The 13,133-nt window shown below is 29.3% G+C and carries 11 protein-coding genes; 1 reads left to right on the top strand and 10 read right to left on the bottom strand.

Features of this window, described 5'->3' with window-relative positions; translation table 11 throughout:
* Nucleotides 1-136: 136 nt before the first annotated feature.
* From B2S02_RS13025 to B2S02_RS12995, 7 genes are all read right to left on the bottom strand, one after another.
* Nucleotides 137-1,201: a glycosyl hydrolase family 18 protein gene (locus tag B2S02_RS13025; protein WP_346920841.1), complete on the bottom strand. Its 1,065-nt coding sequence runs from the start codon at nt 1,199-1,201 to the stop codon at nt 137-139.
* Nucleotides 1,202-1,217: 16 nt separating this feature from the next.
* Nucleotides 1,218-2,900: a glycoside hydrolase gene (locus B2S02_RS13020; protein ID WP_346920840.1), complete on the bottom strand. Its 1,683-nt coding sequence runs from the start codon at nt 2,898-2,900 to the stop codon at nt 1,218-1,220.
* Nucleotides 2,890-4,758, bottom strand: a complete 1,869-nt coding sequence (locus B2S02_RS13015; RefSeq protein ID WP_346920839.1) for a glycosyltransferase — start codon at nt 4,756-4,758, stop codon at nt 2,890-2,892. The genes B2S02_RS13020 and B2S02_RS13015 overlap by 11 nt, the downstream gene beginning before the upstream one ends.
* A gap of 47 nt (nt 4,759-4,805) precedes the next feature.
* Entirely contained in the window at nt 4,806-7,376 is a 2,571-nt protein-coding gene (locus tag B2S02_RS13010) for a polysaccharide deacetylase family protein (RefSeq protein WP_346890846.1), read from the bottom strand.
* A gap of 288 nt (nt 7,377-7,664) precedes the next feature.
* Nucleotides 7,665-7,979, bottom strand: a complete 315-nt coding sequence (locus B2S02_RS13005; RefSeq protein ID WP_346846460.1) for a cupin domain-containing protein — start codon at nt 7,977-7,979, stop codon at nt 7,665-7,667.
* A gap of 39 nt (nt 7,980-8,018) precedes the next feature.
* A complete protein-coding gene (locus tag B2S02_RS13000; protein ID WP_346920838.1) occupies nt 8,019-8,744 on the bottom strand; it encodes a permease in 726 nt (241 codons plus the stop codon).
* Nucleotides 8,741-9,223, bottom strand: coding sequence for a permease (locus B2S02_RS12995; protein ID WP_346920837.1), 483 nt, complete (start codon nt 9,221-9,223; stop codon nt 8,741-8,743). The genes B2S02_RS13000 and B2S02_RS12995 overlap by 4 nt, the downstream gene beginning before the upstream one ends.
* A 98-nt stretch (nt 9,224-9,321) precedes the next feature.
* Here B2S02_RS12995 and B2S02_RS12990 point away from each other — a divergent pair, with 98 nt between their 5' ends.
* Nucleotides 9,322-9,981 (top strand): Crp/Fnr family transcriptional regulator, encoded by a 660-nt coding sequence (locus B2S02_RS12990; RefSeq protein WP_346920836.1) that lies wholly within the window; start codon nt 9,322-9,324, stop codon nt 9,979-9,981.
* 42 nt (nt 9,982-10,023) lie between these two features.
* Here B2S02_RS12990 and B2S02_RS12985 read toward each other — a convergent pair whose 3' ends face one another.
* Genes B2S02_RS12985 through B2S02_RS12975 form a run of 3 tightly spaced genes read right to left on the bottom strand, consistent with a single transcriptional unit; the run spans nt 10,024 to nt 13,112 of the window.
* A complete protein-coding gene (locus B2S02_RS12985; RefSeq protein WP_346920835.1) occupies nt 10,024-11,226 on the bottom strand; it encodes an ABC transporter permease in 1,203 nt (400 codons plus the stop codon).
* Entirely contained in the window at nt 11,227-11,898 is a 672-nt protein-coding gene (locus B2S02_RS12980; protein WP_346846455.1) for an ABC transporter ATP-binding protein, read from the bottom strand.
* 2 nt (nt 11,899-11,900) lie between these two features.
* Complete coding sequence (locus B2S02_RS12975; protein ID WP_346920930.1) at nt 11,901-13,112, bottom strand: efflux RND transporter periplasmic adaptor subunit; 1,212 nt, start codon at nt 13,110-13,112, stop codon at nt 11,901-11,903.
* Nucleotides 13,113-13,133: the final 21 nt, after the last annotated feature.

The following is a 13,133-nucleotide window of genomic DNA, read 5'->3' as shown; positions in this document are numbered from 1 at the left end:
GTTATCCACCTTACACTTACAAAAAAATATTATACTTAAAAGTGATATCCATTCAAATTTATTATCTGTAAGAATATCACTCTTTTTATATATGAAATTTCTATATAGTATTACTTTGAAAAGTCTATATTATAAACTAATGAAATGCATTTCCACCAAGTCTCCAAACACTGATACCATAGCCTTTTTCCTTTATAACTTGCATCCATGAGTCTAATGTATTTTTATCTGCATACCACACCTCATGTTCAATCCCATCCTCATCAGTGTACTTGAACACTATGCATTGGCTTTTATTGTCTCTTTCCTCTTTTGCACTATATTCTTTTACTAAATCTTTAGCTTCTACTTCAGATAAGGAAGTTACCTTTCCATCTGAAGCCCAATTAAATCCACCTGTAGCAATGGCAAAATTTTTACTTCCTGGTACTCTTTCCATCTTATCCATCAATTCTTTTATAAACTGAGGATTTGCTTTTTCTCCCGGTTCACTAAATCCTCCATGTAGGTTGTAACACATCATAACATAGGTCGGACCCTCTATAAACTCTAGAGCATCAAAAGGGATATTAGGTTCTAATATGACTCTCAATTTTAACCCAACTCCATTACATTCACCATATAGCTCCTTAATAAACAATAAGTAATTATTCCATAATTCCATATCATCCTTAATTTGTTCATAGTCAATTTCTATTCCATTAAAACCATACTGAGATGCTAAACTTATTATATCCTTAACATGTTTACTTCTTAAGATAGAATCTGTGAGCAATGTCTTTAAAAGATCCTTATCCTTTAGTGATGAAGTTCCATCACTATTTATTTTATCATTAACAATAGTAAGATATTTAGTATAGTCCTCATCCTTTGTTCTATTATAGTAATCTACTAATTTTTGTGGCATTATCAGTTTATTGTTGGAATCAAAATAAGCTGCAAAATATGAAACTTCCTTTAATTGCTTATCTAAAGACTTAATCTCTCCTTGAACATCTAAATCCCAATAAGTGACCCATGCTGATAAGTTATCTATATTTTCATCAAATATCTTTTTATCCTCAATTGCAGCCGTTTCTCCAACCTGTACTTTACTGCTATTTTCCAGGGGATTTTTTTCTTTTGAACAACCATATAGAAATATACTTATTATTAAAGTCAAAGTAATAATAATCCAAGTATTCTTTGCTCTTTTACTCATTTAACACCTCTATAATCTATAAATATTTAATAAACCAGTCTATAATTTTATCAGTAAAATTTCTAAGGGAATAAAATATACTATCAACTCCCTTTAGTGAGCTGTCATACAATTCATTATCATTAACATCAGTTATCCTAAACTTTTTAAATACACCATCATATACATCATCTGCAATATTCCTTTGACTATATCCATATTCTCCCCATGCAGACTCTAAATAAACACTTCCCTGATTCTCATTAGTTACATCCAAATCTTTAGCTATATTAGTACCATCAATGTCTATACTAATTTTATCATTAACTAATGTTATATCAACCTTTCTGCTCCCCCCATCTCTTATATCAAATTTTTCTTCTTTATTTTTACTTAAGTCTAGTGAGAATATGACATTAGAACTACCTTTTGAATTTTCAATAATACTTATTACATTATTCATAAGTCTAACACATAAACTATCACTTTGATCATCATTAGCTCGCAAATAAATACCTTGAGAACCTATTATATTCCCATTTAATATTGTTGACACATTAACATCCTTATAAGTATCACTATTTAAAAGTTTAAGGATACCTTTTCCTTCTGATAAAGATGTTAATATAATAGTATCATCCTTAAACTCCGCTTTTCCTGATACCTCTTTAAATTTACTTGCCTTTTCTTTATCTCCAACTACAAATTCAATATCCTGCTTCGTATCATCCAAAATTCTCATTAGCAAATGATTGGTTGACCAATAGGACTGTGGTTGAATTCTAGTTAAATCATAGATTGAACTATCTATTGTATTTAGCGAGAAACCTTCCCTATTAAAATTCATATTAAATAACTCTTTAATCCATTTACCATTTATTTCGCTTACCTTGTCATTAGTACCAAACTGACCTGTATTAGAATGCATTAAGGCATATAATTTAGGCACTTGACTAATTTCCTTAGTATACACTTTAGATAAAGCCTTATAGTCACTATCAATACGCTGTTTCATTTCTTCATAGGACTCTTTGGGAATATTATATTCATCTCTAATATAATCCATTAAATAGTGATTATAATCTCTCTCCATACTTGAAGCTGATTCTGCATACTCAACTGAATTTAAATTACCTAAGTAGTTTGAATCTTTATCAAATGCATTTATGTATTTAAGTCTATACCCATTTGTACCTAATTCCCAGTAAGAGCTATCTACTAACTCTAATAGCTCATTAGAACTTAAAAATTTCGAGTCTTCCTTTTCAAATTTATCAGCATAAGTTAGCATAGTTGCCTTTAAATTGTATTCTTCTATAATTTTCTGAGAAAATATTGCTGTATCTCTTCTTCCATCTTCAAATAGTAAAAATAGTGATTTAGTTGGTAATGCCTTACCTTTTAAATAATAATCCACTACATCCTTTTGAGTAATTGTTACATATCCGTTATTTTTTAATGCTTTAAGCTGTTCATCCAATCTTTTGGTACTTATTAAGGTATCATTTCCTGCTCTATCTACACCAAAATATGATACTGCAATGAAGCCACTATCTTGATTATTACTTACCTTATATGAATTGTAAGGCTCATATACAGAGAATGAAAATAAAGCTTTTATAATAGCTATTAACAATATAATTAAAATAACTCCTTGTAATATACCTCTTGCTATCTTAATTCTATCTTTCTTTTTAGGAGAAAAAGTATTACTTTTCATTGTTTTTCCCTCCGTTTTTCTTAAACTTACTGGAAGTAGTTCTCTGTTCCTTCTTCTTTTGAGCCTTTATATCACTGGGAGTCATTCGCGTGCCCCATGTGGACTTCCAAAAGGTTACCCATGCAATAGGCATCTGCCACAATAATACTGCCTCATAATAAATGCAAAATACCATACCAAAAACCCATGTAGTACTTTTTCTAAGAAACATTTGAGCAAAACTCATCATTAAAGCCATCATCAATATTCCTACTAAGAAAGTTGTTGGAAATATCTTATGGATAATTGGAACATAAATTAAGTTATATGTAACAACTATTGGAGCAACAATAGGAACTACTACACCCATATAAAAGAATACTGCCATAAAAGGCTCCTTTTTCCACATAAATTTACCTGCAATTATTGATTCTCTTAGCCATGAACGCTTCCACCTCATTTGTTGCTTAAGAAATATTTTATATTTATTAGGTACAATGGTAGAACAGATAGCTGTATCTTGATAACTTGTTCGATGACCTTTTAACACAAAATTAGTCATAGCACGATCATCTCCAAAGGTTGCCTTCTGACCTAAAAACCTTTGATTTAACCATGCATCCATATTGTCTAGAATTATTTGTTTTTTATAGCAAGCTAATGGTCCTGATAAACAGGTAACAGCATCAAAATAAGCCTCTGCTGCCTTCATAATTCTAAAGGCTATGTAATAACGCACTGATTGCATCTTTGTTAATACATTAGTGTATGTATTAGCTACATCAGTCCTTCCTGATACGCCTCCCATTTTATGATCTTTAAAAGGTTGAACTAAATTTCTTATAGCAAAGGGATCTAAAAAGCTATCTGAATCAACAAATACAACTAAGTCATGTTTAGCTTCCTTAACTCCTCTGCATAAAGCATCCCTTTTACCTAGATTATTTTCTTGCACAAAATATTTTAACCTGTGTTTTGTTTCAAATCTCTCTGCTTCACTACTTAACCTCTCAATAGTTTCTTTAATTTTTTCTACAGAATTATCATTAGAACAATCATCTACTACTATAACTTCCAGCTTGTCTATAGGATAATCTTGATTTATGCAACTTAGAATTGTTCTTTCGATCCACACTTCTTCATTAAAGCAAGGAATAATAATAGTTACTCCAGGTGTATAATCCACATCTATTAGCATAGGTTTATATAACATTCCAAATAAATATCTGCTAAGCAAAAATACTGCTGCAATAATACTATAAAGGTATATCCATTTATTAAATTTAAAATATATAATACTTTCTGCACGCATTAATATAATAAATAATGTAATAAATAATAAAAGAAAACTAGAAGTAACAAGTACATATCTATCTTTTTTTCTACTTGAATACTCTGACAAAGTTTCTGTAAACTCTATTCCACAGATAATTTTTCCTTCAGATGTTATAGAATCTCTAACTTTTTCACCTTTAATTTTCACTTTCATTTCATAGCCCTCAGGCATAGAACCAGGTAATATTTTAAATTTTAACTTTATCTCCTCAGCATTGTTTATTATATTTAATTGTGTTTCATCTTTTAATTCTAACAAAAGCCCCGTGGTAGAAATGTCTATAGATTTTACTAATAACTTTTTATTTCCTTTGCTGCTTTTACAAACAACTTTCACATCCGTTTTCATTACATATCTTATACCAGCATTCTTACTCGTTATAAAACCACTAGGGTCTTCTTTATGGTTATCCAAAAGTTGATATCCCCTACGGTCAATATTATCTCTAATTTCTTCCTTATCAGGAACATTTGATAATAACCGTCTATCTTTACGGGGATTTAAAAGGACATCACGGGTTTCATCTTTTTTTATTTTTTTCATATAGTATCTAACCTCATTTTTAAACTCCTCATATGTTACAAAAATTATTATTCTAAATAATCGCTTAACTTTGCAATTTTATACTTTGTTCCGTAAACTCCATTCTCATTATTAGTTAAGAAAATATCTAAGGCTTCTGCTGTATAATAACTTTGATTGTTCATGTGCATTACTATAATATTCCCTCTACCTTTGATTAAACTTTCTTCTAATGAATGAACAATTTCTTGGGAAGAACTACTTTCATAATCATGAGTTGAAATATTTCCATTAATAGAATATTTAAATCCACTTTCAAATACCTGTGCTAGCCCTTCCTTTTTAACAAGTAAAGTTGGTGGTCTAAAGTATGGTCTTAATGAATTTAAATCACCTATAACATTAGCCATAGCATCATAGGATTTAACTAAAGAAATCTCCAATTTATTCTTGTTTGTATCTAAAGTTTCATGATTATAGTTATGACTTCCAATATCGTGACCATTAAATGCAATGGTTCTAAGTAAATTAGGATTAGCATTAGATACATCTCCGTTAGTATCAATGTACTTTGATATTACAAAAAAGCTTCCTTTTACTTTATGTTTATTAAGTACATCTAAAATCTCATTAACCACAGGATCTCCTCCCCAATCATCGAAGGTAAAGAATATTACATCTTCACCATTGGTATCAATAGTCCCTGTCTTATCCATTAAAACCTGTTCCTCTTCATTTAAATCACTTAAATCCACATATTTATTACCTATGTAATTAGATTTCATCATAGATAAAGCTTCTTCATAAGACCTCCTAATTAATGAGTTAATATTATTCCCCGCCATCCTATATCTCCCTAATTGAGAAGCTGATTCCACAGTATGTTGCAATTCACTTAAAGTCTCAACAGAATAATTCAATGGCTTTTCAACTAAAATATAGGATTGTGTTGCTTCATTATATTTATTGGCATGTCCATTTTTTACATAATTAGAGGTAATTAATTCAATAATATTTGCTACAGTATTCTTATCTTCAAATAAATCTGAGTCTAGCCTAAAGTAAACAATCTCACCTTTTCTTAATGACATATAGGTATTTAAATTAAGATAATCCCTTACAACTTCTTCTGCATTCATGTTTTTATATTTATGATTAATAGGAGATTTAGAATAAGTAAACAGTTCATAACCCTTAATACCATGAATTTTATTGATAACAGATAAAGCTTCTTGAACCTCAACATCAACATAACCATATCCAGGCATGTATGCTTTAGTATTTACACCAATCTTCCTTAATAAATTATCTACTTCATATATTTCTTTACAAATCTCTTCTGTAGATTTGTCTAATAAACTTGAGCTAACTGTTATTCCTCCATTGCCAATTTCATGACCTTTCTTTAATATGTTAGCAATTCTATCTGGATACTTTTCTATTTCATCCTTAGTGACAAAGAAAGTTCCTTTAGCCTTTATTTTATCTAAAGATATTAAAACTGAATTTAATGCAGTTTCATTACCTAATCCTCTAAAGGTATAGGATAATGCTTTTTTAGTAGTGTAAAACTCTGAAATGTTAGGAGCCAGGTTACCATTATTTTTTTCTATTAGCTCCTTAAAATTCACTAAATCTGAAGAATTTTTTACTTCACTATTTCCTTGTGAAGTATTTTTTTCTTCTTTATAACTTTCATCTATATAAATCTCATCTTTATTTGACATATTTTCAGGTGATGAAGTTTCATCATCACTTTTCATTCCTACTAACTCATTCACTTGGACAACAGTTATTTTCTGTTCATCTATGGCCTTCAACAACCATTCTACAATTTTAACAACAGTTATTTCTTCTCTTTCATCCTTAGTAGATTCATCTATCCCTGCTTCTTTGTCTATAGCTGGCTTTTCCTCTTCTATTTCTCCTTCATATTCAAAATCATCAAGAACACCATTAACCTTAATGGAAATAATTGTGCCCTTATCTAATTTATTTACATAATTCTGAGCCTGCCCATAATCCTTGAAACTTTGATAGCTAAGATAATGATCACTATGAACCACGTACTTATTACCTGAGGCGTATGCTGCCTCTAGGACTTCATCAGTGTATGTGGTAGATTTACACTTTAGTAAATTAGATTTCTCCTTAATTATAGTTTCTATTATCTTATTACCACGGCAAAAATCAGTAATTAATTCTTTCTGAGATAACTTTTCCATATACCTAGTATCTGAAAGAGTTTCACTTCCTACTACATGCCCTGCTTTTTTAATGTTTTTTACTGTGGTAGGATCTTCTCCAGCTTTAATACCTGGAATAAAAAAATTTGCTTTTACACCATACTCATTTAGTAACTCCACTATTTTTCCCATGGTATTAGCATCACTAATTCCTTCAAAGGATAGAGCTAGTACATTAGAAGAGGTTTTTACATTAGTTATAACTTCAGCTTGTTTTTTACTACTTAGTAACTTTAATGCATCCTTTATCTCTGCTGATGCATCATACTTATTTTTATCATTTTTAATCATATTTTCAGTATGATTATTCTTAGTGTAACTCTTATATGTAAAGGCTCCTAATCCTACAGCCACGGTTATAATTATTGTGACGATAATCCAATTTTTTTTCATATTATTTCTTCTCCATGTATTTAAGACTTTATTTTTATTTTAACTTTAAGAATAACTTATTTCAATAAACAATAATTATTGATTATTGAAATGATATACAATTATACCACAATATTTTATTTTGAATCAATATATTATTAATTAGGTTATGTTTAAAATTACAGTAATAGAATAAAAGCTATTGAATATTACATTGAATATTCAACAGCTTTTTTAAATTATTCAATTATTTATTTTAAATTCAGTAAATTATATATATTAATAAAAAGCTTTTACCCTATTGTGTAATTATTTAGATGGAGCAGGTGATTTTACCACAGTTAATTCTAAAATTTCATCATGTTTATTACCAACATTCATCTTAGTTTTAAATGGTATTTTTAATAAAGTGCCTTCTTTGTATTCATTAATTTCTTGGTCATCTAATCCAATTGATAACGTGCCTTTTAGTACAGCCATATATACATTAGAATTTGAAAAATGCTCTGGAAGTCCTTCTCCTTTATTAAATATCATGTGTAAGTAATGAACATTTCCATCTGAAATAAGCATTTCAACTGTTCTACTATGGCTGTTAGTCATTTGATAAATTTTTTCAACCATTATAAATTCCCCCTTTATATCTTTATTTTTTAGAATATATTATTTATACTTAATTGCCTTTGCAGGACATTTATATATAGCTAGTTTAATCTTTTCACTTTCTTGTGATATTAATATATTTTTATTTACCTTTGCTTTTTTATTTTCTAATATAAAATCTTCTGATGCTATCCTTGTACATAATCCACAACCAATACAAAAGTCCTCTTCTATAATTAGTATTGCATCTTCCTTTTCTATAATATCTTCTTTAGGTAATTCTTCTTTTTTAACAAATCTTGAAGTTATAATTGCCATTATAATAATAGATATTGTAGTTAAGCTCCATCGAATCACCATAAATTTAGGACCTAAAAACTTAGATTCATTTGCTAGCATCGGAATCTTAATTACTGCCCAAGCACTTAAGATTATTACTATATTTGCTATGCTGGCACCCTTTTTTATAAGCATCTTACATACAGGAAAAGCTGCATAAATAGGACCTGCTGAAAAACTACCTAGTAAAAAGGAAAATATATATCCTTTAACCCCTGAACCTTCACCTAGTGCATTTTCTATAGTTTTTTTAGGAACCCATCCCTCAATGAGAGATGTTAGTAGAAGTATTACTAGCATTATTATAAGCATTTCTTTCACATAATATAAGCTATTATTTAAAGCCATAATTCCTTTATCCGGCATAAAAATCAATAAAAACAAATAAGCTAAAATAACAAAAGTTAATAACATATTGTTTTTTACTTTTTTAATAATTAAACTCATATTATCACCCCCATGAAAAGTGCTATAACCACAGCAAATATAAAGCTTAATGAGTTTCTAATCAATGCAAACTTAACACCAAATTCTCTTCTTTCAAGAGGAAATGTAACAAAACCAACCATGGTAAGAGTTGTTAAAAATGCCACTATAGGAACTATACTAGCTCCCGCATTTACTAGGGAACCTACTAGTGGAAAAGCAACAAAAGCTGGTATTAAAGTGATGCTTCCTACAAATGCAGAAATAATTGTAGAAATAAAAATATTAGATTGCCCTAAATAATATTTAATTGTATCTGGTGGAATGAATGTAAGTATTAATCCTATAAGAAAAAGTATTCCTATAATTTCTCCTATCATGCTTTTCATTAGCCCCGTTGACATTTTAATGGAGTTAAAAGTTTTCTTTTTATCTTTAATTATGGACCAAATAAACCAAGTCAATGTAATTACCCAAAGAATTATTGTGAAAATATCCATTTTATTTTCTCCCTTCAACATCTTTACTTGTATTATAATTTGTTTTAATATTATAATCAGTTACTAAGGTAACTAATTTTGAAAAAGGGGAAATAATAATGATAGATTTTATTTCTGTTCTTGAAAATACAGAATTATTTAAAAATATTTCTTTGAGCACTATTAATCATTTATTCGTACAAGATTCTTTCAATATAAAAACATATAAAAAGAATTCCGTAATTTATTTTCAAAATGAAAAATGTGTTACTTTTGATATAGTGTTGAAGGGAATTGTCTCTGTACAAAGCACTGACGAGAAAGGAAACTATATCTCAATAAATGATTTTACTATCGGCAGTGAACTAGGAGGAAATCTTCTTTTTTCCCATAAAAACTTTTATCCAATGATGGTTCTAGCCAAAACTGAAGTAACACTTATACACTTAAAAAAAGATTTGGTTTTAAGTCTCTGCCAAAGTAATACTACTTTTTTATCTAAATTTCTTCACTCCATCTCAGATAAAACCTTAATTTTAACAGATAAAATAAAAACACTTTCTCTTAAGTCTATAAGACAATGCATAATTGACTTTCTAATGTATGAAAGCTATGTTCAAAAGAGTAATATAATTAAACTAGAAGTAACTAAAAAGGATTTAGCAGAAAAATTCGGGGTACAAAGATCCTCATTATCCCGTGAATTAAATAAAATGAGAAAAGATGGGTTAATAGAATACGATGCATATTCTATTACCATAGTAAACCTTGATAAATAGATAAGTGGTAGACCTTTATATTTAAAAAGTCTACCACTATTTTTATTTTAGTATATCAATGGTATTTGCACTAGCAGCCTTATTAGCAGGAATTATACTAGATACTATACCTATAAATATGGAAATTCCTATAGCTACAGATGCAGTAAATAGACTTGGGATTATTGCCATATGCATAAAATAAGATATGATATTAGCAATTATTATTCCAAATACATATCCTATCACTCCACCGGTGACAGTAATAACTACACCTTCTACTAAAAACTCTCGCTTTATATCTTTTCTTCTGGCTCCTATTGATCTCTTTATTCCAATTTCTAAAGTTCTCTCAGAAACAGAAGTATAAACCATGTTCATAACCCCTATTCCCGCAATAAACAATGATATTCCAGCAACTCCAGCAATAAATAAAGTTAATGTATTTAGTACTGAACCCATGATTTTTATTATTCCACTGGTATCCATTACCATATATTCTCCTTCAGCTTTTTTAGAGCCTTCCTCATTAAGGGTGTTTTCTATATCCTTAATAGTATCCTTAACATTTACTCCATTAACTAAGGTAATACTCATACCTTGAACTACATCACTAGAAGGGAAGAACTTATCATAGGTGTTCTTTGGAATTTGAATATCTGGTTTAAAGCTAAAGCTAAACTCCTCATCTTCATCAGATTCTATAATACCTACAATTTCAAAGGTAATACCCTTTAAGGTTGCAATACCTCCAATTAACTCTTCTTTTTCTCCAACCTTATCACCAATTAAGCTTTCTCTTAATACCATGGTTCTTGTTGAATTTTCATTATCTTTTTCACTTAAATTTCTTCCTATAATCTTTGGAGAATCAGTTTTTTCTACCTTTGAAGCCATTCCTTGAATGGCAGCTCCCCTCACTTGTAAATCTACAAGCTCACCATATTCATTGCTAGAATATATATATTCTACTGATTCAATTCCTTGTAATCTTTCTACAGCTCTTTTATCATTATTATTAAAACTATTTCCTGTAGCATTAATATGTTCCGCATTTGACGGAGTAAACATGGCATTTAATACAACTTTACCTTCATTTTCCCCTGTAAAGTCTTTTATAGTTTTATTCTTATACCCCTCACCTAATGCAACTATGGTAATTACTGCTGCTATTCCTATTATTATACCTAACATAGTTAAGAAAGATCTTTTTCTATTTCTTATAAGATTTCTTAAAGCAGAAAAAATTAGAACACTAAGCTTCATCTAAAATTCTCCTTCCTTAAGCTCACCATCGAAAATAGACATTATTCGATTAGCTTGTCTTGCTACATTTACATCATGGGTGATTAAAATTATAGTAATTCCTTCATCATTAAGTTCTTTAAACATACCCATTATTTCCTTAGATGTATGGCTATCTAAAGCACCTGTAGGCTCGTCTGCAATTATTATATCTGGATTATTAATTAATGCTCTAGCAATAGATACCCTCTGTTGTTGTCCTCCTGATAATTCAGTAGGATACTTATTTATTTTACTCTCAAGATTAACCTTTTTTAATAGTTCTACAACTCGCTTCTTGGTTTCCTTTATTCTATGACCTCTATAAAGCATAGGAATTTCAATATTTTCTTTTATTGAAAGCCTTTTTATAAGGTTAAAATCTTGAAATACAAATCCTATCTTTTCATTTCTAAACTTACTTAAAGCATCATCTGAAAAAGAACTTATATTTTTATCTAAAAATGTGTAACTTCCATCAAACTTTTTATCCAGCAATCCTAATATTTTCATAAGTGTTGATTTTCCTGATCCAGAGGGTCCCATTATTGCTAGAAACTCACCCTTATTTATCTCTAAATTAACATCCTTTAATGCCTGAAGAGTTTCATCCCCAGTAACATAAAACTTATTTATGTCTTTTAATTTAATCATAATTATTTGCTCCCTTCTAGTACCGTAGAAGGATTTTTAATCAACCTATCTCCTATCCCTATAGCTCCATCTAATAAATAATACTTATCATTTTCTAAAGTTGCTTTTATTTCTATATCTTCATAAGATTCGCCTTTTTCCTTAAGTATATGTATCTTAGAATCTTTTTCATATACATAATCTTTAGGTATTTCTATTCCTTTGTAATTGCACTTAACCTCTAAGCTAAACCCTATTCTGATACTCTTTTCTGGTTTTATGTAAAAATTGTATCCTGTTGTAGTTCTTCCTGGTTCTTCAATAGGTAGCTCGTCAATTTCAGTTATAGTACCTTTAATATATTCTCCACTACTAATAACCTTTAACATTACTTCATCATCTATTTTTAAATTCTTTACATCAAATTCAGAAACTTCTGCTTTAACTAAAGGCTCTTTAGATATTATTCTCATATAGGCTACAGTTGGGTCATCTATACCCTTGCTATTTACTTTCACTACTCCATCTATATCTGCAACTATATCTTTACCTATTTTTTTCTTTAAAGTATCCCTTTCAGTTACTATTGACTTGTTTCCCTCTTCATAACTTGCTACTTCAGTTTCTATGCCATTAACTTGATTCATTAACATTTCTATTTGTTGAGAAACTTCTAGGTGCTTACCTTCAAGGACATCTTTTGTTTTCAATAATTCATTATATTGACTTTGAGCTTCTTTTTCTTCTGATGTACTAAGCTTAGATATTTCACTCTTAACTTTATTTAGTTCACCACTTATTGCATTTAAATCTCCTTTTAGCTTATTAATGCTTGTGTTAACTTTATCCTTTTCCTTCTTCGCTCTAGATACTTTGCCATTATTGGAGGTTATTTCCCTATCATACTGTGCTATTTGATCTTCAACTGCAGTATTAAGATAAGAAAATAATACATCGCCTTTCTTTACCTCTTGTCCATCTTTAACTTTAATATCTTTTAATTCTCCTTGTGACTTATCTACTATAATAATTTGCTCATCACTTATAATACTAATACCATTAAATTTTAATGTTTCTTCTCCCTTGATTTCATAACTATCTTCATGAGTAATTGTTGTCTCCTCTTTTGGTCCTTTTAACTTTATAGCAATTATTACTGCTGAAAGTATTATAAATAATACTACTGCAATGACAATTAGTATATACTTTTTCTTCTTTGAAAGATTGAAATCCATCTTCAAATTCTTCACTCCTTG

The organism is Clostridium sp. UBA7339 (assembly GCF_002470865.1).
GTDB lineage: Bacteria > Bacillota > Clostridia > Clostridiales > Clostridiaceae > Clostridium_J > Clostridium_J sulfidigenes.
Note: the sequence above shows the minus strand (reverse complement) of the source record. Positions and strands in the feature narration are given on the sequence as shown.

Bases quoted from the DNA above. Each gene is read 5' to 3' on its own strand.
- B2S02_RS13025 (WP_346920841.1), bottom strand. From the start codon at position 1,201: ATGAGTAAAAGAGCAAAGAATACTTGGATTATTATTACTTTGACTTTA.
- B2S02_RS13020 (WP_346920840.1), bottom strand. From the start codon at position 2,900: ATGAAAAGTAATACTTTTTCTCCTAAAAAGAAAGATAGAATTAAGATA.
- B2S02_RS13015 (WP_346920839.1), bottom strand. From the start codon at position 4,758: ATGAAAAAAATAAAAAAAGATGAAACCCGTGATGTCCTTTTAAATCCC.
- B2S02_RS13010 (WP_346890846.1), bottom strand. From the start codon at position 7,376: ATGAAAAAAAATTGGATTATCGTCACAATAATTATAACCGTGGCTGTA.
- B2S02_RS13005 (WP_346846460.1), bottom strand. From the start codon at position 7,979: ATGGTTGAAAAAATTTATCAAATGACTAACAGCCATAGTAGAACAGTT.
- B2S02_RS13000 (WP_346920838.1), bottom strand. From the start codon at position 8,744: ATGAGTTTAATTATTAAAAAAGTAAAAAACAATATGTTATTAACTTTT.
- B2S02_RS12995 (WP_346920837.1), bottom strand. From the start codon at position 9,223: ATGGATATTTTCACAATAATTCTTTGGGTAATTACATTGACTTGGTTT.
- B2S02_RS12990 (WP_346920836.1), top strand. From the start codon at position 9,322: ATGATAGATTTTATTTCTGTTCTTGAAAATACAGAATTATTTAAAAAT.
- B2S02_RS12985 (WP_346920835.1), bottom strand. From the start codon at position 11,226: ATGAAGCTTAGTGTTCTAATTTTTTCTGCTTTAAGAAATCTTATAAGA.
- B2S02_RS12980 (WP_346846455.1), bottom strand. From the start codon at position 11,898: ATGATTAAATTAAAAGACATAAATAAGTTTTATGTTACTGGGGATGAA.
- B2S02_RS12975 (WP_346920930.1), bottom strand. From the start codon at position 13,112: ATGGATTTCAATCTTTCAAAGAAGAAAAAGTATATACTAATTGTCATT.